The sequence below is a fragment of the Vreelandella sp. GE22 genome, assembly GCF_968212445.1.
In genome coordinates this window covers 2,189,301-2,213,397 of sequence record NZ_OZ309110.1, presented here as the reverse complement: position 1 = coordinate 2,213,397, position 24,097 = coordinate 2,189,301, and the positions used below count along the sequence as shown (strand labels likewise).

General features: G+C 61.3%; 20 protein-coding genes. 7 read left to right on the top strand and 13 right to left on the bottom strand.

Annotation, left to right across the window (positions count from 1 at the left end):
* Positions 1 to 169 precede the first annotated feature (169 nt).
* Positions 170 to 793: a hypothetical protein gene (locus tag ACWHRL_RS10575; RefSeq protein WP_447893605.1), complete on the top strand. Its 624-nt coding sequence runs from the start codon at positions 170 to 172 to the stop codon at positions 791 to 793.
* Positions 794 to 861: 68 nt separating this feature from the next.
* Here the strand turns inward: ACWHRL_RS10575 and cmoB are convergent, their stop codons facing one another.
* Entirely contained in the window at positions 862 to 1,869 is a 1,008-nt protein-coding gene (gene cmoB, locus ACWHRL_RS10570) for a tRNA 5-methoxyuridine(34)/uridine 5-oxyacetic acid(34) synthase CmoB (protein WP_447893604.1), read from the bottom strand.
* 1 nt (position 1,870) lies between these two features.
* The gene (gene cmoA, locus ACWHRL_RS10565) at positions 1,871 to 2,614 is read right to left on the bottom strand and encodes a carboxy-S-adenosyl-L-methionine synthase CmoA (protein WP_447893603.1); all 744 of its coding nucleotides are present in this window, start codon (positions 2,612 to 2,614) and stop codon (positions 1,871 to 1,873) included.
* Positions 2,615 to 2,717: 103 nt separating this feature from the next.
* On the opposite strand from cmoA, the gene pgi reads away from it, so the two are divergent.
* The 4 genes from pgi (at position 2,718) to serB (ending at position 9,643) form a co-directional block, all read left to right on the top strand.
* Positions 2,718 to 4,409, top strand: a complete 1,692-nt coding sequence (gene pgi / locus ACWHRL_RS10560; protein ID WP_447893602.1) for a glucose-6-phosphate isomerase — start codon at positions 2,718 to 2,720, stop codon at positions 4,407 to 4,409.
* A 158-nt stretch (positions 4,410 to 4,567) separates the two neighbouring features.
* On the top strand, positions 4,568 to 6,463 hold the full coding sequence (gene parE / locus ACWHRL_RS10555) for a DNA topoisomerase IV subunit B (RefSeq protein ID WP_447893601.1): 1,896 nt from the start codon (positions 4,568 to 4,570) through the stop codon (positions 6,461 to 6,463).
* 6 nt (positions 6,464 to 6,469) lie between these two features.
* Entirely contained in the window at positions 6,470 to 8,722 is a 2,253-nt protein-coding gene (parC, locus tag ACWHRL_RS10550) for a DNA topoisomerase IV subunit A (protein WP_447893600.1), read from the top strand.
* Between the two features lie 3 nt (positions 8,723 to 8,725).
* Complete coding sequence (serB, locus tag ACWHRL_RS10545) at positions 8,726 to 9,643, top strand: phosphoserine phosphatase SerB (protein WP_447893599.1); 918 nt, start codon at positions 8,726 to 8,728, stop codon at positions 9,641 to 9,643.
* Between the two features lie 472 nt (positions 9,644 to 10,115).
* Here the strand turns inward: serB and ACWHRL_RS10540 are convergent, their stop codons facing one another.
* From ACWHRL_RS10540 to ACWHRL_RS10515, 6 genes are read right to left on the bottom strand one after another with little or no spacing between them, the layout of a single operon-like run.
* Positions 10,116 to 10,502: a Na+/H+ antiporter subunit G gene (locus tag ACWHRL_RS10540; protein WP_447893598.1), complete on the bottom strand. Its 387-nt coding sequence runs from the start codon at positions 10,500 to 10,502 to the stop codon at positions 10,116 to 10,118.
* A 31-nt stretch (positions 10,503 to 10,533) separates the two neighbouring features.
* On the bottom strand, positions 10,534 to 10,803 hold the full coding sequence (locus tag ACWHRL_RS10535; protein ID WP_447529119.1) for a K+/H+ antiporter subunit F: 270 nt from the start codon (positions 10,801 to 10,803) through the stop codon (positions 10,534 to 10,536).
* Positions 10,797 to 11,294: a Na+/H+ antiporter subunit E gene (locus tag ACWHRL_RS10530; RefSeq protein ID WP_447529118.1), complete on the bottom strand. Its 498-nt coding sequence runs from the start codon at positions 11,292 to 11,294 to the stop codon at positions 10,797 to 10,799. Before ACWHRL_RS10530 ends, ACWHRL_RS10535 begins: the two co-directional genes overlap by 7 nt.
* Complete coding sequence (locus tag ACWHRL_RS10525; RefSeq protein WP_447893597.1) at positions 11,291 to 12,802, bottom strand: monovalent cation/H+ antiporter subunit D; 1,512 nt, start codon at positions 12,800 to 12,802, stop codon at positions 11,291 to 11,293. The genes ACWHRL_RS10530 and ACWHRL_RS10525 overlap by 4 nt, the downstream gene beginning before the upstream one ends.
* A complete protein-coding gene (locus tag ACWHRL_RS10520; RefSeq protein ID WP_447529116.1) occupies positions 12,799 to 13,131 on the bottom strand; it encodes a Na+/H+ antiporter subunit C in 333 nt (110 codons plus the stop codon). Before ACWHRL_RS10520 ends, ACWHRL_RS10525 begins: the two co-directional genes overlap by 4 nt.
* A gap of 1 nt (position 13,132) precedes the next feature.
* On the bottom strand, positions 13,133 to 15,964 hold the full coding sequence (locus tag ACWHRL_RS10515; protein ID WP_447893596.1) for a monovalent cation/H+ antiporter subunit A: 2,832 nt from the start codon (positions 15,962 to 15,964) through the stop codon (positions 13,133 to 13,135).
* Positions 15,965 to 16,242: 278 nt separating this feature from the next.
* On the opposite strand from ACWHRL_RS10515, the gene ACWHRL_RS10510 reads away from it, so the two are divergent.
* The gene (locus ACWHRL_RS10510; RefSeq protein ID WP_447893595.1) at positions 16,243 to 17,097 is read left to right on the top strand and encodes an ion transporter; all 855 of its coding nucleotides are present in this window, start codon (positions 16,243 to 16,245) and stop codon (positions 17,095 to 17,097) included.
* 35 nt (positions 17,098 to 17,132) lie between these two features.
* Here the strand turns inward: ACWHRL_RS10510 and ACWHRL_RS10505 are convergent, their stop codons facing one another.
* The 5 genes from ACWHRL_RS10505 to ACWHRL_RS10485 form a co-directional block, all read right to left on the bottom strand.
* Positions 17,133 to 18,029, bottom strand: coding sequence for a ParB/Srx family N-terminal domain-containing protein (locus ACWHRL_RS10505; protein ID WP_447893594.1), 897 nt, complete (start codon positions 18,027 to 18,029; stop codon positions 17,133 to 17,135).
* Positions 18,030 to 18,242: 213 nt separating this feature from the next.
* On the bottom strand, positions 18,243 to 20,276 hold the full coding sequence (locus tag ACWHRL_RS10500; protein ID WP_447893593.1) for a pyrroloquinoline quinone-dependent dehydrogenase: 2,034 nt from the start codon (positions 20,274 to 20,276) through the stop codon (positions 18,243 to 18,245).
* Positions 20,277 to 20,284: 8 nt separating this feature from the next.
* Positions 20,285 to 20,647: a hypothetical protein gene (locus tag ACWHRL_RS10495; RefSeq protein WP_447893592.1), complete on the bottom strand. Its 363-nt coding sequence runs from the start codon at positions 20,645 to 20,647 to the stop codon at positions 20,285 to 20,287.
* A gap of 69 nt (positions 20,648 to 20,716) precedes the next feature.
* On the bottom strand, positions 20,717 to 20,863 hold the full coding sequence (locus ACWHRL_RS10490; protein ID WP_447893591.1) for an AraC family transcriptional regulator: 147 nt from the start codon (positions 20,861 to 20,863) through the stop codon (positions 20,717 to 20,719).
* A 6-nt stretch (positions 20,864 to 20,869) separates the two neighbouring features.
* Positions 20,870 to 21,718, bottom strand: a complete 849-nt coding sequence (locus ACWHRL_RS10485) for a hypothetical protein (RefSeq protein ID WP_447893590.1) — start codon at positions 21,716 to 21,718, stop codon at positions 20,870 to 20,872.
* 177 nt (positions 21,719 to 21,895) lie between these two features.
* Between ACWHRL_RS10485 and ACWHRL_RS10480 the strand changes: the two genes are divergently transcribed.
* Positions 21,896 to 24,055: a TonB-dependent siderophore receptor gene (locus ACWHRL_RS10480; RefSeq protein ID WP_447893589.1), complete on the top strand. Its 2,160-nt coding sequence runs from the start codon at positions 21,896 to 21,898 to the stop codon at positions 24,053 to 24,055.
* The last annotated feature ends 42 nt before the right edge of the window (positions 24,056 to 24,097 follow it).

Genomic DNA, 24,097 nt, shown 5'->3' with positions numbered 1-24,097 from the left:
GTTATTACTACATTCGTTATGTATAATGAAGATTTTTAGTGTTATTCAGAATAACTCAATATGTGGCACAAAATTTATGTCGTTGTCAGTCCTGGTCGCTTGAGCCGGCTCGTTCTTTATATAAGGATATAGTCGATTCGAGTTTTTTTATGAGTCAATTGGAGTAACTATGCTTCCGTGTGGGTTTAAAAGAGAGTTTGATAGTGAGCTGATCGAATCTCTATATCGTGCCTTGAGCGAGCACGACAGTGGAATAACATTGGTGCTGAGAAAGAAAAGCGGTAAAAAAGTTGATAGTGCCTATCAAGCGTCCATTGGCGAGATCAAGAACTCCCAAGGCAAGGCGCTTTTTGCGATGGGACCTAAAGAGGGGGTTGTCCACTTCGATAAAGCTGGAAAGCTGACTATACCCCTCGCGGCCTTCTTGAAAAGCCGTGGCTTCGATCAGGAAGAGGTTTCTTTTGATACGCCCATGGTATGGGTGGCGCTGTATGTTTTGCTGGTATTGGGGGGAGGGCTGCTTTATAGCCTCGATAACCAGGCTATGTATATTTACCCTGTCTTGCTTGCCGCGGTCGGTACGAGCCTGGCGGGCCTTTACACTCTGTCGCGTAATCTCGAGCCTGGCCAGTCAAAAGGGGGCGCTTTAACGGGAATGATCATGATGGGCGTTGGCATGCTGGTCACGGCGCCGGCAAGCCTACTGAACCTGCCCATGATAAAGACGCTTCAGCGTCAGAAACTACGTCATTATCTCGCGTCTGCTAATACAACCGCCTCCGCCGAATTCTGAGCTTTTAGAAAGAACGCTCCAAGCTCCCGTGCCTCGCCCTTCCTTGAAGCGAGGCACTGGTTGAGCCTTTAGCCGGGTTTGTTAGCGATCATCACCGCGCGCCGCGGGGCAGGATAACCCTCTATAGTGCGGCTACGATCATCGGGGTCGAGGAAATCTGAAAGCGACTGGTAGGTCATCCACTCCGTGCTGCGCTGCTCTTCCAGCGTCGTGACCGCTTCGTCTACCACGCGCACGTTGGTGAAGCCACAGCGTTCCAGCCAGTGGCAGAGTGCTTTGGAGGAGGGCAGGAAGTAGACGTTGGGCATCGCGGCGTAGCGCTCGCCGGGTACGAACACCGTTTGCTCGTCGCCTTCGACCACCAGGGTTTCCAGTACCAGCTCGCCGCCCTGGACCAGGGCTGCTTTCAACTGATTCAAATGCTCGAAAGGGGAAACCCGGTGGTAGAGCACGCCCATGGAGAAGACGGTATCGAAAAAGGCCAGGTTCTCCGGCACGTCCTCGATGCCTACCGGTAGAAAGTGGGTGCGCTGATGATCGGCGTCGCCGACGAAATGGCGCACCGCCTGAAACTGCCAATAAAACCGCGGCGAGGGGTCGATCACCAGCACGAACGCGGCGCCAAGACCGGCCATCCGCCAGGCGTGATAGCCGCTGCCGCCGCCTACGTCCAGTACCTTGCGATACTTCAAGGGGGCCAGGTGCGGCGCCACGCGCTGCCACTTCCAGTCCGAGCGCCATTCGGTGTCGATCTCGATGCCGCCCAGATTGAACGGCCCCTTGCGCCAGGGCGCGAGCTTTTTGAGCAGGTTGAAGCACTGGCGCCTCTGGCTCTCATCCAGCGCCATGTCCACGGTCACCGTGTCGCTTGTCAGCGATACCTCGCGTGGCTCGGGCAAGTGCGGCAGTTTCTTGACCGCTTTTTCCCAAGCGGATAGGTCGCCGTGGCGCTTTTTATCCAGCCCCTGGGCGAGCTGTTCGGGCAGGCGGGCAAGCCAGGGAAGCAGCGCGTCGTCCAGCGCCGCCTGATCCAGAAACGCCTGGTAGAGTGCTCGGTGATCCTCGGGTAATGGCACCTCAAGCCTCCTTGAACGCGATCAAGGAGGCGAAGTTCAGATATTGAAACCAGGTCATCGACCTGGGAAAGCCGGCGGTTTGGAGGCGCTGATGAAGCACGTCCAGGGAGTCCGGAATCAGCACGTTCTCGAGTGCGGTGCGCTTTTGGCTGATTTCCATATCACTGTAGCCGTTGGCGCGCTTGAAATCATGGTAGCGCTCGACCCGCCAGGCGTTGTCACGCTCGTCCGGGTCGACGGTTTTTTCCGAGAGAATCAAAACGCCGCCGGGCTCGAGCGCCGCGTACAGGCGGGCGAGCAGCGCATCGCGGTCCGCCGGGGGTAAAAACTGCAGCGTGAAGTTCAAAATGATCATGCCCGAAGGTGCATACTCCAGCGTTCGAATATCGTCTTCGATCACCGTCATGGCGTGGTCGGGGCATTCGTCCAGAAACGTCTGGCGGGCTTTCTCGGCCATGGCCGGGGAGACATCGACCCCGGTATAGCGAAACGCATCCGCGGGGAGTGCGCCGGCCAGCGCCAGGCCCGAGGCGCCCAGCGAGCAGCCCAGGTCGTACACGTGGGCGCCGTGGCGCAGGTGGCGCTGTGCAATCAGGCTCAACATACCCAAAATCTGGCCGTACCCCGGCACTGATCGGCGGATCATGTCGGGGAAGCACGCGACTACCTGCTCGTCGAAAGAGAAGCGCGCTACGCGGTCAAGGGGTGTCGAAAAGATAGCGTCACGGTAAGATGCGTTACTCATGGGCAAGCCAGGCTAAAAAGTGGAGGGGGCGTAGTTTACGCGGCCCCGGCACAACACAACAGTCCCAGGCTTTAGGATACCCGCCAAAAAGAGGGAAACGGCTTTGGCAAAACACGACACTCCCGACACGCTACCCGCGTGGCAAGCGCTGACCCGTCATGCTCGAGCGCTCGAAAACGTGCACTTGAAGGATCTTTTTGGCGAGGCGAGCCGCTCTCGAACGTTCACCCGTGAGGTCAACGGGCTAACGCTGGATCTCTCCAAGCAGCGCTGGGACGACGACACCCTGGAGCACCTTTTGGCGCTGGCGGACGAGGCGGGCGTGCCCGGCGCGATCGACGCGCTTTTAAGCGGCAAACGGGTCAATACCAGCGAAAACCGCCCGGCGCTGCACACCGCGCTGCGTTTGCCCGCGGATGCCACGCTTGAGGTCGAGGGCGACAACGTCGTCACCGCCGTGCACGAAAGCCTCGATGCGATGGAGCGGCTGGTGTCAAGGCTACACGCGGGCCAGTGGCGGGGCGCGACCGGCAAACCGATTCGTCATGTGGTCAATTTGGGAGTAGGCGGCTCGGATTTGGGCCCGCTGATGGTCACCCACGCGCTAGCCGACTACCGGCCCGACGACATTCACCCGGTCGAGGTTCACTTTGCCTCGACCATGGATGGCTCGCAGTTGGCGGATTATCTCGCCCGCTTCAACCCGGAAACCACGCTGTTCATTTTGTCGTCGAAGTCGTTCACCACCATCGATACGCTTTCCAATGCCAACACCGCCAGGGACTGGCTGCTGGGCCGTTTGGCCGAACACGACGAAATGATCGGCGCCAAGCCCTTGAGCGCTGAGCTGATCGTTCGCCAACACTTCATCGGCGTCTCGGCAAGCCCGGAGAAGATGTGCGAGTGGGGAATCGCGGCGGATCACCAGTTGATGTTCTGGGAGTGGGTCGGCGGGCGCTATTCGCTCTGGGGCACGATCGGGCTGCCCATCGCGTTGATCGTCGGGATGGAAAACTTTCGCGCGTTGCTGGCCGGCGCCCACGAGATGGACCGTCATTTTCGCGACGCGCCGCTCGATCAAAACCTGCCGGTCATGCTGGGGCTGGCCGGTATCTGGAACGTCAACTTTCTGGATATTCGCGCCCACTCGATTCTGCCTTATGACGGGCGTCTGGAGTACTTTGCCGCCTATCTCGAGCAGCTCGAGATGGAATCCAACGGCAAGTCCGTCACGCGCCAGGGCGAAAGCGTGAACTACTCCACCTGCCCGGTCCTTTGGGGCCAGCTTGGGCCCAACGCCCAGCACGCGTTTTACCAGCTCTTGCACCAGGGCACCCAGCCGGTGGTGTGCGACTTTATCGCCCCGCTCAAGCGCTACGACGAGGTCGAAGACCCGGACACGAAGCGCCTGCTCAAGGCGCAGCACCGGCTTTCTTTGGCCAACTGCTTCGCGCAGTCGCGGGTGTTGATGCTGGGTGACGACGCCGTCGACGAAGACGGCACCCCTCCAGCGCACAAGCGCTACCGGGGTAATCAGCCCTCTACCACGGTGTTGATGGATGAGCTGACGCCCAAAACCCTGGGCGCGCTGATCGCGCTTTACGAGCACAAGGTGTTCGTCCAAGCGGTGATTTGGGACATCAATCCGTTCGACCAGTGGGGGGTAGAGCTTGGCAAGGAGATCGCCAAGGACACCCTGGCGACCATGGAAGGCAAGGGCGACGTTAGCCGCCTGGACGCCTCGAGCCAGGGGCTCATCAAGGCCTTTTGGGCGGCAGAGCAGGGCGGGGAGTAGACGCCCACGGGTGTGCGGTTACTCGCCGCTGGCTTTAACGCCACGCTAGATATGGCTGGATATACAGTAGTTTGCTTTTAAGCTATGCTGTGCCTTTTTTCGCCGCGCCCGTTCACTTGGGCGCGGTCTTAGCACTGTTTCTCAGGAATCGACGTTACATGACCCAGTTTGATGCCTCCCAGTACGGCGCGAGTTCTATCGAGGTCCTGTCCGGGCTCGAGCCGGTGCGTAAGCGTCCCGGTATGTACACCGACACCTCCCGGCCCAATCATCTGGTTCAGGAGGTCATCGATAACAGCGTCGACGAGGCGCTGGCCGGCCATGCCACGGCTATCAATGTCGTGTTGTTCGATGACGGCGCGATCGAAGTCATGGATAACGGCCGTGGCATGCCGATCGATATTCACCCGGAACACGGCGTTTCCGGCGTCGAGCTGATTCTGACCAAACTGCACGCCGGCGGTAAGTTCTCGGCGTCGAGCTATCGCTTCTCCGGCGGGTTGCACGGGGTCGGGGTGTCGGTGGTCAACGCGCTTTCACGTCGTTTGGAGGTCGAAGTCACCCGCGACGGCTTGCGTCACGCCATCGCTTTCGAACACGGCGAAAAGGCCGACGAGCTTCACGAGATCGGCAAGGCGGCCAAGCGCGCCACCGGTACGCTGGTGCGCTTCTGGCCGGATGAGAGCTACTTCGATAGCCCGAAACTCGCGGTGGGCCGGCTAAAACACCTTTTGCGCGCCAAAGCGGTGCTCTGCCCGGGGCTCAAGGTTACCCTGGTCGAGCCCGACGGTACCCAAACCGAGTGGGCCTACGCGGACGGCCTGCGTGATTACCTCGCCCAGGCCACTGACGGCTATGATGTATTGCCCGCCGAGCCTTTCATCGGCCACTTCAGCGACGACGAGCACGGCGTCGACTGGGCAATCCAGTGGCTGCCGGAAGGTGGTGAGGCGCTTTTGGAAAGCTACGTCAATTTGATTCCCACGCCCCAGGGCGGCACCCACGTCAACGGTTTTCGCTCCGGGCTTTTGGACGCGCTGCGCGAGTTTTGCGAATACCGAAGCCTTTTGCCCCGGGGCATCAAGCTCACCGCGGACGATCTTTGGGAGCGCGCCTCCTTTGTACTATCGGTGAAGATGCTCGACCCGCAGTTCGCCGGGCAAACCAAGGAGCGCCTCTCCTCGCGCACCATCGCGGCGTTCGTCTCCAATGTCGTTAAAGACGCCTTCTCGCTATGGCTGAACCACCACGTGGATCAGGCCGAGCAGCTTGCGGAGCTCGTCATCAGCGCCGCGCAAAGCCGCCAGAAAAAGGCCAAGAAGGTCGCGCGCAAGAAGGTCACTTCTGGGCCGGCGCTACCGGGTAAGCTTGCCGACTGCTCCGGCCAGGACCCCTCGCAAAGCGAGCTTTTCCTGGTCGAGGGGGATTCCGCCGGCGGCAGCGCCAAACAGGCGCGTAACCGCGAAACCCAGGCAATCTTGCCCCTGCGCGGTAAAATTCTGAACACCTGGGAGGTGGAAACCCACGATATCTACGGCTCCCAGGAGGTGCACGATATCGCCGTGGCGATCGGTGCCGACCCGGGAAGCGCCGATCTCGAGAAGCTTCGTTATCACAAGATTTGTATTCTCGCCGACGCCGACTCGGACGGCCTGCACATCGCCACGCTCTTGTGTGCGCTGTTCGTGCGCCACTTCCCGTCACTGGTGGACGCCGGCCACGTGTTCGTGGCCATGCCGCCGCTTTATCGCATCGACCTGGGCAAGGAAGTGCACTACGCCCTGGATGAAAGCGAGAAGGCGGCGATTCTCAAGCAGCTCGCCAAAAAGCGCGGCACGCCCAATGTTCAGCGCTTCAAGGGCCTGGGTGAGATGAGTCCGCTGCAGCTTCGAGAGACCACCATGGCGGTCGAAACCCGCCGGCTGGTCCAGCTCACTCTCAGTGAAGGCGACGGCACCATGGAAATGATGGACATGCTGTTGGCCAAGAAGCGCGCCGGCGACCGCAAGCAGTGGCTGGAAAATTACGGCAACCTCGCAGACATTGAGGTATAACCCCCGATGACCATGGATATTCAAGTGGCGGAGGGCGACGTCGAGCGCCTGTCCCTTCGCGACTACACCGAAAAAGCGTACCTCGACTACTCGATGTACGTGATTTTAGATCGCGCGCTGCCCAATATCGGCGACGGCATGAAGCCCGTGCAGCGGCGCATCATTTACGCCATGCGCGAACTGGCGTTGAACGCCAACGCCAAGTACAAGAAGTCCGCGCGTACCGTGGGCGATGTACTGGGTAAATTCCACCCGCATGGCGACAGCGCCTGTTACGAAGCCATGGTGCTCATGGCGCAGTCCTTTAGCTACCGCTACCCGCTGGTGGACGGCCAGGGCAACTGGGGAAGCCCGGACGACCCCAAATCCTTTGCGGCCATGCGCTACACCGAGGCCAAGCTTTCCAAATTTGCCGAGATGCTGCTGGGCGAGCTTGGCCAGGGCACCGTCGAGTGGGCGCCCAATTTCGACGGCACCATGCAAGAACCCGTCGTGCTGCCGGCGCGCCTGCCTCACGTGCTGCTCAACGGCGGTACCGGCATTGCCGTGGGCATGGCAACCGACATTCCGCCGCACAACGTGAGCGAGGTCGTCGAGGCCACCTGCCATCTGCTACGCAACCCCGGTGCCACCACCACGGACCTGATGGAGTTCATCCCGGCGCCGGACTTTCCGACGGATGCCGAGATCATCACCCCGGCGGCGGATCTGCGTAAGCTCTACGAGTCCGGGCGCGGCTCGGTCAAACTTCGCGCCCGGTATGTGCGCGAAGAGGCGAATATCGTCATCACCGCGGTGCCGTATCAAGTGAGCGGTGCCAAGGTGCTCGAGCAGATTGCCGCCCAAATGCAGGCCAAGAAGCTGCCCATGGTGGCGGACCTGCGTGACGAGTCGACCCACGAAGAGCCAACGCGGCTGGTGATCGAGCCGCGCTCGAGCCGCGTGGACGTCGAATCCCTAATGGCGCACCTGTTCGCCACCACGGATCTCGAAAAGAACGTGCGCGTCAACATGAACGTGATCGGCCTGGACGGCCGCCCCCGGGTCATGGCGCTACCGGATATGCTGGCCGAGTGGCTTACTTTCCGTCGCGCCACGGTGCGCCGGCGCCTGGAACACCGGCTGGGCAAGGTGGAAGACCGCCTGCACATTCTCGAAGGCCTGCTGACGGCGTATCTCAACCTCGACGAAGTGATTCGCATCATCCGCGAAGAGGACGAGCCAAAGGCCGCGCTGATCGAGGCCTTTGCGCTTTCCGAGCGCCAGGCCGAGGCGATTCTGGAGCTTCGCCTGCGCCACCTGGCCAAGCTCGAAGAGATGAAGATTCGCGGCGAGCAGGAAGAGCTCGAAAAAGAGCGCAAGACGCTGCAAGGCCTTCTGGGCAGCGAAGCCAAGCTGACCACGCTGATCGAGAAAGAGATTCGCGCCGCCGGCAAGGAGCACGGCGACGCCCGCCGCTCGCCGCTGGTCGAGCGAAGCGAGGCCAAGGCGCTTTCGGAAGTCGAGCTACTCGGCGCCGACCCGATTACCGTGGTGGTCTCCGAAAAAGGCTGGATTCGCGCCGCCAAGGGCCACGACATCGACCCCGCTGGGCTCTCGTTCAAGGCCGGCGACCGCTACCAGCTGGCAAGCCGGGGCAAGACGAATCAACCGCTGGTACTGATCGACGACACCGGGCGCGCCTATACCCTGAGCGCCCACAACCTGCCAAGCGCTAGAGGCCAGGGCGAGCCGATTACCGGGCGGGCGAACGTGGCCGCCGGCGCCCAGATGGCCGGCATGATGCTTGCCCCGCCTACCCAGCGCTACCTGATGGCAAGCGACGGTGGCTACGGTTTTATGGCTAAACTGGGCGATTTGACCGGCAAGAATAAGGCCGGCAAGGCGGTGCTCAGCCTGCCCAAGGGGTGCAACGTCATGGCGCCCATCGCCGTGCCGGAAGGCGAGGCGCTTTGGGTGGCGCTGGTTTCCAACGAAGGGCGGCTTCTGCTCTTCCCGCTCGAACAATTGCCGGAAATGAGTAAGGGCAAGGGCAACAAAATGCTCGATATCCCCGGCGCCCGGGCCGCGCGGCGCGAGGAGTTCCTGCGCGACATCACCGTGGTGGGCGAAAATGCCGAGCTGGTCATCCACGCCGGCAAGCGCAAGCTCACGTTGAAAGCGAGCGATTTGGCGTACTACCGCGGCGAGCGCGGACGGCGAGGCAGCAAGCTTCCCCGTGGGTTTCAAAAGGTAGACCGTTTAGAGGCAGGGGAGTGAGTCGTGGCATCGAGTGAGAAACTTTTGACCGTATTGGCGCCGCGTTTGACGCCGGCCATCGAATCCTCAGTGGCCGAGCTCAAAGAGCGGTTCGGTCTGAATGAGCAGAGCGCCAGGCGCCTGGCGGATACCGCCAATGGCGATAGCCAGGACGCGCTCGAGTACGTGGTCGAGGGCGACAGCGCGCAGTGGGAGGTGTTTCGCGAGGCGGCGCTGGCGGTGAGTGAAGCCCACCCGGTGGATATCGTCGTTCACACTCAACCCGAGGCGCCGTTCAAGCTCGTCTGCTTCGATATGGACTCTACTCTGATTCAGGCCGAGGTGATCGACGAGCTGGCCAAGCGCCACGGCGTGGGCGAGGCCGTGGCGGAAGTGACCGAGCGCGCCATGCGCGGCGAGCTCGATTTCAAGGCGAGCTTTCGCGCGCGTATGAGCAAGCTCGAAGGTCTTGACGAGTCGGTGCTGGAAAGCATCGCCGATGAGCTTGTGCTGATGCAGGGTGTCGAGCGGCTGATAACCAACCTCAAGCGACTGGGCTACCGCACGGCGATTCTCTCCGGCGGCTTCACCTATTTTGCCGACTACCTGCAGCAAGCGCTTGGCTTTGACGAGGTGCATGCCAATGCGCTGGTGGTCGAGGCGGGCAAGGTGACCGGCGCTACGCAGGAACCGATCGTGGACGCCGAGCGCAAGGCCGCGCTGCTGACCGAGATCGCCAGCCGCCAGGGGTGGCCGCTTGCTCGAACCGTGGCGGTGGGCGACGGGGCCAACGATCTTAAGATGTTGGCCCAGGCCGGCATGGGCGTGGCGTTTCGTGCCAAGCCCGTGGTGCGTGCCCAGGCCCGCCAGGCGCTGACCACCGCCGGGCTCGATGGCCTGCTTTATCTTCTGGGTCACTCGGAAGAGGAGCTGGTGGGCTAAAACGCCTTATAAAAAAAGCGGCGCCGAGCGCCTAATGCCGATCAGTTAAGGCTTTTGCCTACCCACAACGAGCGGTAAATCTATTGTAGCAGCGCGTTGCGCTGCGTCGCTGGCTAAAGCCTGCTCTTACGAGGGATGGGGCACGACTCCATTGTAGGAGCCCAATTCCATTGGGCGATGGCGGCGATAGCCGCCCTTCGGTGGCGACGGCACTTTTGGTTGCCATCATCACCAACCCCGGCAGCGCGTTGCGCTGCATCGCTGGCTGAAGCCTGCTCCTACAAGGGATGGATGCAAGATTTCGTTGTTGTGGAGCCCGCTTCAGCGGTGGTCCGACAATTCGGCGAATGGCGCCGTCAGGCGCCCTGGCCAAGCCACCCGTCGCGAGCTAAAGCTCCGTCCCACAGGTGATAGCCAAGCTTAACTGACCAGCATTACGCCGAGCGCCGCTTTTTTTGTACCTGAGTCAGGCTTAGCCGTGGCCCTTGTCCGGATGGGGCACCGGCTTTTTGCCGACTTCCTCGTCGCGAAGCTCGAAGGGCACGCCGCCGGTTTTTTGAGCGTGCCTGACGCGCAGGTGCAGGCCCGTTTTGGCGAGCAGGTGGGCGCTGACCGGCGCGGTGATGAACAAAAACAGCGTAATCAGCATTTCCTGAATATCGATGTGGCCATCCGTCCCCCAAAAATAGCCCATCGAGGCGACCAGCATGCAGCCGATACCCAGGGTAGAGGCCTTGGTAGGCCCGTGCAGGCGCATGTAAAAGTCGCGCAAGTGCGCCATGCCTAATGATCCGATAAACACGAAAACGCCGCCGGTAATCAGTAAAACAGAGACGAACGCCTCGGCTAAAAAAGACATGCAAGCGCTCCTTTGTGAGTCGTTGACAGGCTCATTCGATGATATCCCCGCGCAGAATGTATTTGCACACCGCCACCGTGCTGATAAAACCGAGCATGGCGATCAAAAGCGCCGACTCGAAGTAGGTCTTGGTACCCAGCCAAAGCCCCAGCAGCACGATCAGCGCGATCGAATTGACGTACATGGTGTCCAGCGCCAGCACCCGATCGGGCAGGTCCGGCCCGATGATCAGCCGGAACAGATTCAGCAAAAGCGCGATGACCACCAAGGTCGAGGTAAGGTATAAAGCCACGCTCAACATTCGTAAATCTCCTTGAGAGGGCGCTCGTAACGCTCGCGAATCTGGTCGATCAGCGCCTGCTCGTCCTCGACATCCAGCGCATGGATCAAAAGCGATTGGCCGTCCAGGCGCAGGTTGGCGGACACCGTACCCGGGGTCAGGCTGATAGTGCTGGCCAGCAAGGTGATGGTGAAGCGCTCCTCCAGCATCAGCGGGTACTCGATGAAGTGCGGTTTGAGCCGCTTCCAGGGGTTGGCGACCAGGCGCGCCACTTCGAAGTTGGCCACCACGATATCCTTGAGCACGCGAAGGATGAAACGCACCAGCATCCAGGGTTTTTTGATGCGAAGCTGCGTATCCCAAAAGCGGTAGGTCACCAGTGGAATGATGATCGCCAGTATGCCACCCAGCAGTATTTGCCCGGGGGCGTAGCTGCGCGCCATCAAAAGCCACACGAACAGCAGCAAAAGTGATAAAACCGGCGTGGGTAGCCATTTACGCGGCGGTATCATAAGCGGCCTCGTGATTCAGAAATAAGCGTGTCGGTCAAACGCTCGGGGTTGGCGAGCTGCTCGGCGGTGGCTTGGGTATAAACGCTCACCGGATGGGCGAATACCACCAAAAGCGGCGCCGCACTCAATAGCCACACCACGCCTAACCACTGAAACCCGGAAAGTTTAGCGCCGCTCGGGCTGCCCTGGGCGCTGCGCCAGAAAAGCGTCGAGCCCGCGCGGGAAAGCGCGATCAGCGACGCCAGGCTCGCGATCAGCAAAACCGGCCATAGCCACAGGCGCTGGGCGCCTTCGGCGGCGCCCAGTACCAGCGCCTTGCCAATAGCACCGGAAAGCGGCGGTACGCCGACTACGGCCACCGCGCCGATAAGAAACAAAAGCCCCAGCGTCTTGCCCTGTACCAAAGGGCGTGCCTTCACCAGCCGTGTGCCGGCCTTGCCCCGCTGCATGCCAATCATCTCGGCCAGCAAAAAGAGCCCGCCGGTGATCAGGGTGGTATGAATCAGGTAGTAAAGTAGCGCCGAGACCCCCGCTTCGCTGCGCATCCCTGCGCTGACCAGCAGTGTACCCACCGACAGCAGCACAAGATACGAAACGAGCAGGCGAAGATCCTGGGCGGCCATAATGCCCACCATCGATGCGACGAGGGTGGCAAGGCCGAGCCACCACACCCAGGCCTGCTCCAGGGCGGCAAGCGCGCCGGCACTTTCACCGAACACCAAGAGATAGACGCGCAGAATGGCGTAGATACCCACCTTGGTCATGATGGCGAACAGCGCCGCCACCGGCGCCGGCGCTACCGAATAGGCGCGGGGCAGCCAGAAGTAGAGCGGCAAGATCGCGGCTTTCAGGCCAAACACCACCAGCAGCATCAGCGCCCCCGCGGTCACGATGCCCTGGCGCTCGGCAGGAAGCTCGGCGACGCGAATCGCCATATCGGCCATGTTCAGCGTGCCGGTGGCGCCATAAAGGATGCCCGCGGCAATCAAAAAAAGCGACGACCCCGCCAGGTTCAGCACGACGTAATACACCCCGGACTGAATACGCGCCTTGCCACCGCCGTGCAGTAGCAGCGCATAGGAGGCCAACAGCAGCACCTCGAAAAACACGAACAGGTTGAACAGGTCGCCGGTCAAAAAGGCGCCGTTGATACCCAAAAGCTGCCACTGAAACAGGCCGTGGAAGTTGCTGCCTTTTTCATCGTCGCCGGCGCAGGCGAACACCACCGCGCCCAGGGCGAGCACGGAGGTCAGCAGCAGCATTAACGCCGAAAGCCGGTCCAGCACCAGCACGATACCAAACGGCGGCTGCCAATCGCCCAGGGCGTAGTAGAGAATCTCGCCGCTTGAGGCTCGCTCCACCAGGGCGGCGGCCACTACCACCAGAAGCGCAGTGGCGCCTACGCTGACCACGCGTTTGAAGCGCACCAGCCCCTGGCGCTGATAGAGCATCAAAATGCCCGCGATCAACGGCACCACGATGGGAAAAACTACAAGGTGTTGCATCATTCGCGGTCTTCCTTCTTGCCGTCTACCTGGTCGTTACCCAGCTCGCTGCGCGCGCGCATCGCCAAAATCACCACGAACGCGGTCATCGCAAAGCCGATCACGATAGCGGTGAGAACCAGCGCCTGGGGCAGCGGGTCGGCATAGGTGCCTTCACCGTGAACGATGGTGGCACCATCGGAGGTCAGCCCGCCCATCGAGAACAAAAACAGGTTCACCGCGTAGGATAAAAGGGTCAGGCCGACCACCACGGGAAAGGTACGCCCTCTAAGCGTTAGATAGAGCCCGCTGGCGCTGAGAACGCCGGTGGTGATTGCGTAGAGCGTTTCCATATCAGGGCGTCTCCTTGTTGATTGCTGCCGCGGTGTTGTCGTCTTTCGTGGCGTTGACCACCGGGCGGTGCGCGGTGGTCACCTTGCCAAGGTTCGCCAGAATCATCAGCGTTGCCCCGACCACGGCCAGGTACACCCCTAGATCGAATAAAAGCGCCGTGGCCAGCTCGAACTTGCCCACCAGCGGCAGGCTGAAATAGCTAAAGGCAGAGGTTAAGAACGGGTGACCGAACAGCCAGCTCCCCAGGCCGGTCAGGGTGGCGACGGCCACGCCCACCACCGCGACGGGCTGGAAGGGGAAGTCCAGGCGCTCTTGCGCCCACTCAACGCCGCGGGCCATATAAAGCAGGATGAGCGCGACTGCGGTAATCAAACCGGCAATAAAGCCGCCGCCGGGCTCGTTGTGCCCGCGAATGAAGATGAACGCCGACACCAGCAGGGCCAGCGGTAAAAGCGCCAGCGAAATCGAGGTAAGAATCGCCGGGTAGCGGTCCGGCGACCAGAGGCGACCTTCGCTGTCGCTGTGCGGAATGAACAGCCTAAGCCGATTCAACAGTTTGAAAATGGCAAGACCGGCCAGCGCCAGCACGGTGATTTCACCCAGGGTATCGAAGCCGCGGAAATCGACCAGAATGACGTTGACCACGTTATGGCCGCCACCGCCGGGCACGCTGTTCTCCATGAAAAACTGCGAAATCGAGAGCGTTTCGCGGGTCATCACCGCGTAGTTGAGGCTCGCCACCACGCCGCCGACCGCGCCGGCCAGCAGGATATCGCGCAGGTTACGCTTGGGGCTGGATTCCGGCGGCGTTTTTTGCGGCAGGAAAAACAGCGCCAACATCAAAAGGATCATGGTCACGACCTCGACCGAGAGCTGGGTCAGTGCCAGGTCCGGCGCCGAAAAACGCGCGAAGGTCAGTGCCACGAAAAGCCCGACCACCGAGAGCATCAAAAGCGATATCAGCCGGTAGCGGTGGGTCACGGCGGTGGCCAGGCCGCCAAAAATCAGCATCAAGGCGCCGAACAGCACGATGCCGTCCACCGGCTGGTTGCCAAGCTCGCCGGTCAGCTCGGTGATTTGCGAAAGCCCCACCGCGCCCATGACCAGGGTCGCCAGCAGCAGCCAGCCCATATAGCGCTGAAGCGACTGGCCGTCCCAAGCGGTGATCAAAAGCTCGCAGCGGTGCGCAAGGCTGACCACGGTGCGCTCGAAGATACGGCTGGCATCCATGGGTGCGAAGCCGCTGGTAAAGCGGCGTAGATCGTGATGACGCCAGTAAAGCGCCGCGCCGACTATAAAGGCGATCACGCTCATCAATAGCGGCAGGTTAAAGCCGTGCCAGAGCGATAGATGAAAATCGAGCGGCGCTTGCAGCACTGCTTGCGTGGCCAGATCCAGCAGCCCGGTGGCCATGAAGGCGGGCAGGATACCCACCAGCAGGCAGATACCCACGAGGATTTCCACCGGCAGGCGCATCAAGTACGGCGGCTCGTGTGGCGTCTTGGGCGACGCCTGACGCGGCTCTTTATGGCACACCGCCACCACCAAACGCACCGAGTATCCGACCGAAAGAATACCGCCAAGCGTCGCCAGCGCCGGTATCAGCCAGCTAAGCCCACCCAAAAGCGGGCTCTCCAGGGTCTCGGTAAAGAACATTTCCTTGGAGATGAAGCCGTTGAACAGCGGCACGCCGGCCATGGCGGCGGCGGCGAGTGTCAGAAGCAGGGCGGTGACCGGCATACTTTTTCTTAGCCGCCCAAGCTGCTTGAGCTCGCGGGTACCCGCTTCGTGGTCGATGATACCGGCAATCATGAAAAGCGCCGCCTTGAAGGCCGCGTGGTTGATGATATGGAAAAGCGCCGCCAGCACCGCCATGGGGCTGCCGATACCCAAAAGCACCGTGATCAGCCCCAAATGACTGATCGTCGAGTAGGCGAGTATGCCCTTCAAGTCGGTTTTGAAAAACGCGAACCAGGCGCCGTAAATCAGCGTGATCATGCCCACCACGGGAACCACGAGCTGCCACAGGACGCTATCCGCGAGCGCCGGGTGCAGGCGCGCCATCAAAAATATACCCGCCTTGACCATGGTGGCCGAGTGCAGGTACGCCGAGACCGGCGTGGGCGCGGCCATGGCGTTGGGCAGCCAGAAATGAAACGGAAACTGCGCGGATTTGGTAAACGCGCCGAGCAGAATCAGCCCGAGCATGACCGGATAGCGCGGGTCCTCGACGATCATCGCGCCACTTGCCAGTACCGTGTCCATGTCGAAACTGCCGGCGATACTGCCCAGCAGCAAAAGCCCGGCGAGCAGGGCAAGCCCGCCTGCGCCGGTCACGGTCAGCGCCATGCGCGCGCCCTTACGGGCATCGTTGCGGTGGGACCAAAAACCGATCAAAAGAAACGACGATAGGCTCGTAAGCTCCCAAAAGAGCCACAGCAGCAATAAGTTATTGGAGAGCGAAATTCCCACCATCGATGCCATGAACAGCATCAAGAAGCTGTAAAAACGCCCCACCGGCTCCTCTTTCGAAAGATAGAAGTGGGCGTAGAGCAGAATCAGCAGTCCAATGCCCAAAATCAAGAGATTGAAGAGCAGCGACAACCCGTCCAGGCGAAAGGCCAGTGCAAGGCCAAGCTCGGGGAGCCACTCGGCGAAAAACCGCAGCGGCTGGCCTTCACTGAGTGCCGGAATCTGCCAAAGCGTCAAGCCCAGCGCAATGGCCGGCGCGATGGCGGTGGCAAGCGAGCACGTCAAACGCGAGCGTTTACCAGCGATGACCGGCATCAGCACGCCCAGTAAGGGGAGTAAAACAATCCAAAGCAGTGTCATTGGGGCATCCAGCACAAGGTATAGAACGTGGCATTGCGCGCTAGGCGCTTTCCAGCTGAAACAGTGTAAACAGACCGCGGGAGAATACCATTTGTCGAGGGGGTTTGCGGCTTTAGTATTAGTGGGTTAATTAAAAAGGGAAGCACTCATTCTATCACTTCCATGGCGGCCCGCGTTTAAATGCGCGCCAGGGTTTGCGTTGCCGGCACCTCCAAAGGAATAATGCCCAGGCTTTACCCCCGGATTCACGCTATCGCGTACGAGAGACCCTTTGAGTCATGAGCACTTCGTTTAGCACCTGGCAGGCCCGTTTCGAGCAGCTGCGCAGCAATAAAATCTTTGAGACCGTCGTGATCGCGATCATCGTCATCTCGGCGCTGGTGATCGGCGCGCGCACCTACGATGAGGTGAGCCGGTTCGAGCAGTGGCTGGGGTATCTGGATGTGGCGGTGACGGTCTTCTTTTTGGTCGAAGTGCTCATCCGTATGGCCGCCGAGCCCCGGCTTAGGGACTTCTTCAAGAAGGGCTGGAACATATTCGACTTTTTGATCGTCACCGCCAGTCTCATCCCCATGGATGAGTCCGAGATGGTGCTGCTGGCCAGGCTTCTGCGTATTTTCCGCGTGCTGCGCCTGGTGTCGATGATCCCGGAGCTTCAAATGCTGCTCTCGGCGCTTTTGAAGTCGATCCCGCGCATGGGCTACGTGGCGCTTTTGATGTTCATCATCTTTTATATCTACGCGGCGATCGGCAGTTTCTTGTTCCATACCGTCGACGAACAGCTCTGGGGCAACATTGCGCTGGCCATGCTGACGCTCTTTCAGGTCGCCACGTTCGAGAGCTGGGCCACGGCGGTGCTGTACCCGACCATGGAGCAGTTTCCCTACGCCTGGATCTACTTTCTCACGTTCATCTTTTTGAACGCCTTCGTTTTTTTGAACATGATGATCGGCATCGTGCTGGACGTGATGCAAAAGGAGAGCGCCCAGATGGCGCTGGATAACGGCGAAGGCGAAGAGGCGGAGCTGAGCGCGCTGCGCGGCGACGTACGCAATTTACAAGCGCAGCTAGATCGTATGGAAGCCGCGCTGACCAAGCAGGGCGAGGCGGCCGAGACTTCAAGGCGTCGTTGACCCCGCGCCCGGGCAAAAGGCGCGAGGTCCGGCTTTTACTCTTGGGAGAACGCGTAGGTGAGCTTGCCGCGCTCGCTTGAAAGTTTATCGAGCGCGCTTTGGTCGAAGGCGTCGAGCTGGCCCATCGCCTTGGCGGTTAGCGGCCCCTGGGCCGTCTCGGCGATCACCGTGTCGCTTGAGGTATCGACCATGAGCCGCGCCGCCTGGGCCACGGCCTCGGCGTAACCTTCTTGGGTGGTCAAATCGAGCGCGTCCATCGATAGTCGCTCGGCAAGCCACTGCCCCCAGTAAAACTCCAGAAAGGGCGGTGGCGTGGCGGGCTTGACGTAGCCCACGCCGCGAGTGAAGTAGACCAGTGAACGCCAGGCGTCGTCCATCTGATGCTCCCGGCCCAATGCGGTGGGTAGCGCGTCCGGCGTGATGGGGCCATTCGGGGCGTCGAGCCACACCTGGCGCTCGTTTTGCAGGGTGTCCCAAAAGCGCTGCATATCCGCCAGCTCGCTGTAGTCGTCGGTGATCAGCACCGGCATTTCAAACGCCGGCCCTTGCTGGGTAATGAAATTGCTGAAGGTGTGATGGCCGTCGGTGAGGTAGCGCTCGCCGTTGGGCGCGATCACCGCCGTTTTCATGTCGCCGGTATGCGTGCCGACCTCGTCCTGGCAGCGAAAGCTTTCGGTATCCTCGAGCATCGAGGCGTCATCGAAGGTGGCGATTTCGCCTTGCCCGGCGGTTTCGCAGTATTCGTCGAACAGTTTTTCACGATCGAGGGCAAAACGCCCCTGCTTGTAATCCATCTGACGATACCCCAGCGCCGGCTGGGTCGGGCGCAGTTCGCCCAGCGTCAGGCGTTCAATCACCGGCCGCGAGGCCTCTTCGCCGGCCAGGGCCAGCGCCGGCGCGAACAGCAAAACCAGTGTCGTTACTTTTTTCATTTAACTCCCCAAACGTCATCGGCATCGGTAACCGGGGAGTGAGCCTACTCGTCGAAGATGACACTGCGTTGACGCCAAGCGCTACTCTCAAGTTCTATTCCCAGGTGCTACTCCTGAGTACTATTCCCAAGTGCTATTCCCAAGTACTATTCTCAAGTGCTACTCACTAAAAAGGCGGCCTTTGAGGCCGCCTCGAAAGCGCTGCACCTGCAGTTACTCGGGGAGCGCGTACACGACGACCTGGTCGCCCACGTGGTCTTTCAGGATGGTATTCCCCCCGGCGACGAAGGCCACGTACTGGCGGCCCTGGTACTCATACACCGACGGGTTGGAAACCACCGGCGCCTCGGCCTGGTCCGACCAGAGCTGCTCGCCGGTTTCCAGCGAATAGGCGCGTACCTTGGCATCCATGGAGGCGCCGATGAAGATCAAGCCCCCGGCGGTGACCGCCGGGCCGCCGATGGTCGGCGAGCCCCAGCGCTCCGGCATGAAGAAGCCGAACTGCTGTGAGGCACCCACCGGACGACGCCATTTGACCTCGCCGCTGGTCATGTCCAGCGCAACGAGCTCGCCAAAGGGCGGCTCCCAACAGGGCATACCCAGCCAGTTCAGCGCCACTTCCAAACGCATCCCGTAAGGCGCGCCTTCCTGGGGCGCAAAGCCGCTTTCGTTACCCGAGCCGCTATCCGCTTCGATATACGTCTCGCGATCGAAAAGCTTGATGTACTGCACGATATGCGAGGTGTTCACCACCGCGGTTTGGCTTTGCGGGTCGAATGCCACGCCGCCCCACTGCACACCGCCGGCGCTGTCCGGGTAGGCCAGCGTCCCTTCGCCTTCGGTGGTGGGCGGGGTGTACATGCCCTCGTACCAAAGATCGTCCCAAAGCGCCGAACACTGGCCGAAGCTGACCGCATCCGCCAGTGCCCATACCTTGGGTTTCTCGGACTGGTCCAGAAGCGGCGCGGGCAGGGTGGGGAAAGGCTGGGTGGGCGCATACACCTCACCCTCTACATTGCCATCGCCGCCGGGCACTTCGCGCTCCTCTATCGGCCAGACGTCCTCGCCGGTTTCGCGGTTGACCACGAACAGAAAGCCCATTTTGGTGGCCTGCATCAAGGCGGGAATCTCTTCACCATCGACGGTGATGTCCATCAGCGTCGGCGCGGCGTTGATGTCGTAATCCCAGATGTCGTGATGCACCCACTGACGCGACCAGACCACCTCGCCGGTTTCGATATCCAGTGCGGTGGTCGAAGTCGCCAGCGGCACTTCTTCGGTACGGTTGCCGCCCCAGAAGTTGGGCGAGGGCGAGGCCACGGGCAGGTAAACGAGCCCTAGCTCTTCATCGGCGCTCATGTGGGTCCAGACGTTGGCGGTGCCGCTTCGTTCGCGCATCTCTTGTGTCAGCGCCTCGAAGGTCCACTCGCGCTCGCCGGTGCGCGCGTTGAGACCGAACACCGTACCCGCCGGTGCCTCGCTCTCCTCCCAATCCTTGCCCGCCCAGCCCAGAATCAGCCGGTCGCCCACCACGGTGGGCGGCTGTAGAAGCGACAGCGGCCAGTTCTCGGGCATGTTGTTCCACTCGTCGACGTTCAATACGCCGCCGTCTGCAAACCCTTCGCACAGCTCGCCGCTATCGGCGTCCAGCGCAAAGAGCTGGGCATCCATGGTGCCGAAGTAGACGATCTTCTGGCAGGCTTCGCCCTCGACGGAGTCGTCGGCCTCCCAGTAGGCGACACCGCGGCTTTTGAGTGCCGGCTGAGTTAGCGCCTCCTGGCTCGAGGCGGTATCGAAGCGCCAGCGCTCTTCGCCAGTGGCCGGGTCGAGGGCGAACACCCGATAAAACGGCGTGCCGATATAAACCGTGTCGTTGGCAAACACCGGCGTGGCCGACCAGACCGTGGGCGCGGTGTCACCGGAGCCATCGGAGACGTCCCCGGTATGAAATTCCCAGGCTTTTTCGAGCTCGCCGACATTATCGACGTTGATCTGATCAAGCGGGCTATATTTTTGCGCGTTGAGCTGGCCATGAAAGCCGTCCCACACACCACCTTCGGGCACCAGGGGGATGGGCGCGGCGTTGTTCTCGGGACGCGCTTGCGCATCCGGCGCCTCTTCAGGCGCTTGCGTTGGTTGAGCCAGCAGTGGGAGCGGCGCCAGTAGCAGCGTCGAGAGCGCAAGCGGCGTCATACCGGGTAAAAGACGCAGGGTAGGGCGCGAGGAAAAACCGTGATCGTTTGACATGATGCGCCTCAAAGACGGTCGGGTGTGCGAGAAGAAGCGCGGGCGATATCGATGACCAGCCCCACGAGGCCGATCACCAGTACCGCGGCCAGCAGCCACTGATGAAGTAGCAGGGCGGCAAAAAATGTACTCGCCAACCCCAGTAAAATAAGCACGCGTAGTACGACAAGACCGGCGCCCTGGTGGAGCTTGAAAAGCCCTGCCGCCGCCGCTGCCAGTATCGCGCAGCCCAGTATGGCCACCAGCGCGCCAAGGGTTCCGGTAACGCCGGTCAACGGTGTCAAATAAGCGTAAAGCGCTAACGCTCCCCCGATAAGTGCGGCGACCAGCAGTACCCAAACGCCCGGTCGGCTCCCTTGTAACGTAGCCATGACAATGATTGCTCCCTAATTGGATTTTATAGATTGCGGTTCGATGGATTAGTCGTGTGCCGTTTAAGCCTAGCAGACGCCGCGCTTGTGCGGTGAAATGTCGCAGCGGGCGCGTTGTGAGTCCCTGCGCTGGCTACGGTAATCGCTGGGCGCTACACCAAATTCGCGTTTGAAGGCCGTGGCGAAGTTGGTGGCGCTGGTGTAGCCCGCCAGCATCGCCGCTTATTCGATGCTAATCGCCTCCCGCTCCAGCGCCTTTCGCGCCCTATCCAAGTGGTGGCGGCGTAAAAACTGGCCCAGCGGCTCACCGCGTTCGCTGGAAAAGCTTCTTTGCAGCGCACTTAAGCTCATGCCCAGCCGCCGGGCCAGCGCTTTTTGGCTGAGCCCGCGCGCTTCTCCCCGGTCGATGAGCGCCATGAGCCTTGCCAGGCGTACCCGGCCCGGGGCCAAAGCGGGGGGCTTTTGCGGCGCGTGCTTTAGCGCCTCGCCGGCCAAAAGGGTGGCAAAGCCGTCGATGATCAAACGCGTGGCCGGCGTGGGTTCTTCGCTACCGGTCTTGAAGAGGCTCTTGGCCAGGGCCAAAAGGCCGGACGAGGGGGTAAAGGGGTGAACCGCAGGCGAAGGGGGCTCGGCCAGGGCCTGGTAGCCGTGGCGCGCTAGCCAGCGCGGGGAGAGCGAGAGCGTCAGCGTACGCTCGAAAGTGCCCGGCCGACCGGTGCGCACGAAGGGCGTTTTATCGGGAAGAGTGGCGATCAGCGCAGAGTGCGGCTCTTCCGGGCCCAGCAGCGTTTCATGATGGCCGTAGCGCACCTGGGCGCTGCCCTGGACGACCAGCGCGATTTTGACCCCCGCCGGGAGTAGCGCCTGGCTTTTGAGCCCGAAGCGGTCCTCGATGTCCGCCAGGCGCAGTTGCATGCCCGGTTCCCGCTCGCTCACCCACATTTTTCCCGAAAGCGGCGCCGAGCGTTTGTCCCAGGCTGGCGCCTCCAGGCGCTGCTGTTTTACCAGATGTGCCGACAACCGTTGCAGGTCGGTCGTGCTAATGACGTGCTTGTCGCGTGAACCGTCCAAGTGCGGCTCCTGTAAATAAGCCTGCTTATCGTATTTGCAGCGTTTGCATAGCAAAGCGACGCCTTGGCAAAGGTGGCGGGCCCCGCAAGATGCCATAATCCGCTGCCTTGAATTTTATTGTAATGGATTCTCATTCGCAAAGCAGGCGCGAACCAGATATCAAAAGGGGAGGGAGCGATGTTGGTCAAACGGCGTACTTATCAAAACGCGGCCGCGGTGGGGAGTGCGGCGCTGCTGCTCGGCTTTACGCCGAACGTACTGGCGCAGGCCACCGGCGAGGCCATGCGACTCGAGACCGTGACCGTGGAAGGCAACCGCCTGTACGAAATGCTGCCTTCCGAGGTGACCGGTGGCTACGGGGTGGCCGCGGCGACCGTGGGGACCAAAACCCCGGCCTCCCTGCGCGATATTCCCCAGTCGGTCAGCGTGGTGACGCGCGAGGCGATCGAGGCTCAAAACTTCACCACCCTGGACGAGCTTGGCCGCCGCACGCCGGGCATGCGCGTGCTCTCCAACGACAACGGCCGCTCCTCGATTTACGCCCGGGGTTTCGAGTACGACGAGTACAGTATCGACGGCTTGCCCGCGCCCATGACCAGCATCACCGGCTCGGTGCCAACGCTTTCGGCGTTCGACCGGGTCGAGATCATGCGCGGCCCCTCCGGGCTTTTCGATAGCACCAGCGAAATGGGCGGGATCGTCAACCTGGTGCGCAAGCGGCCTACCTACGACCCCCAGGGGCGCATCAGCGTAGGCGCGGGAACGGATCAGCAGCGCTCGGCCCAGGTCGATGTTTCCGGCCCGCTCGATGGCGATGATGGCCGGGTGCGCGGGCGGTTGGTGCTCGACCGCGCCCATCACGGTGAGTTCGTCGATCGCAACACCAACCAGCAAAACGATATTTACGCCGCCATCGACGTCGACCTCGACGATTCGACCACCTTCGGGCTTGGCTACCTCCATAACAGCAAGGACATCCGCGTCAACAACGGCCATCCGGTAGGCCCCGACAACGAGCTTCTGTATGGGTCGCGTTCGGATTTCTTCGGCGCCGGTTGGAACGACTTCGACAGCTATTCGAACGACTGGATCGCCGAGCTGACCCATCGCTTCGATACCGGCGGCTTTGGGCGGGTCGCGGCGCGCTATTCGGATCGTAATGCCAACTACAACTACGCCTTCGGCGGCAGCGCTTTGGATGTGGATGACCGCTTGACGGTGGCGGCGATCGGCAGCCGGATAGATCAGCAAGCGCTGGCGCTGGATGCAAGCTACAGTCAACCCTTCGCCGCCTTCGATAGCGTCAGCGAATTCGTGGTGGGCGGCGACTACAAGCGCTTCGACACCGAGACCGAGTCCGGGCGTTCGCGCAGCTTGGCCGGGCGCCGGGTCACCCGGGACGAATTGAACGAGCTGGCTTTTGTGGACGTGCTGGATGCCTCGCGAGCCACCGGCAGGGGCTATGCCCATACCGATACCCGGCTGGAAGAATCCGGGCTTTATGGCAAGTTGACCCTACGCCCGATCGACCCGCTGGCGCTGATCGCCGGCACCCGGGTGAGCCGTTACGATATCGATTTCGAGGACAAGGCCGCCGATACCTATCAGGATCGAAGCGATACCAAAGTGACCCCCTACGCCGGCGTGGTGTTCGACCTGGACGAGAACCACTCGCTCTACGCAAGCTACTCCCAGGTCTTCAAGCCGCAGACCGCCGAGGGCCCGGATGGCCACCTGATCGAGCCGCGCGAGGGCGACCAGTACGAGGTAGGCGTGAAGGGGAGCTACCTGAACGGCGACGTGAACGCCCGCCTTAGCGCCTTCCGCCTGTATGACGATAACCGCGCGGGGACCTCGCCGGATACCGGGGCCAGCTATTCGGTGCCGATCGGCAAGATGCGCATTCAGGGCGCCGAGTTCGAGGTGACCGGCAGCGTCACCGATCAGTGGGACGTGATCGCCGGCTATACGTATCTGGACACCGAGGTGCAGCAAAGCGGCGATGCCCGCGAGGACGCCATCTTCCTGCTGATGCCGAGGAACATCGTCAACCTCTGGACCCAGTACGACTTCGCCGGTGAGGCGCTGGGTGGCCTGCGGGTGGGTGCCGGCATGACGGCGATGAGCGACTTCGGCTCCAGCAGCGGCGTCGATGCGCCGGGTTACGCGGTGTTCGACGCGATGATCGGTTACGACTTCAACGAAAGCGTCAGCGGCCAGCTCAACTTCAACAACGTCTTCGACCGGGAGTACTACAACCGGGTGGGCGGGGCGAACACCTTCAACATGCCAGGTGCGCCCGCCAACGTGATGGCCACCCTAAGCTACGATTTCTAACCGGTACGGCGCCGAGTGCCTGACAACGCCCGCAAACCTTGA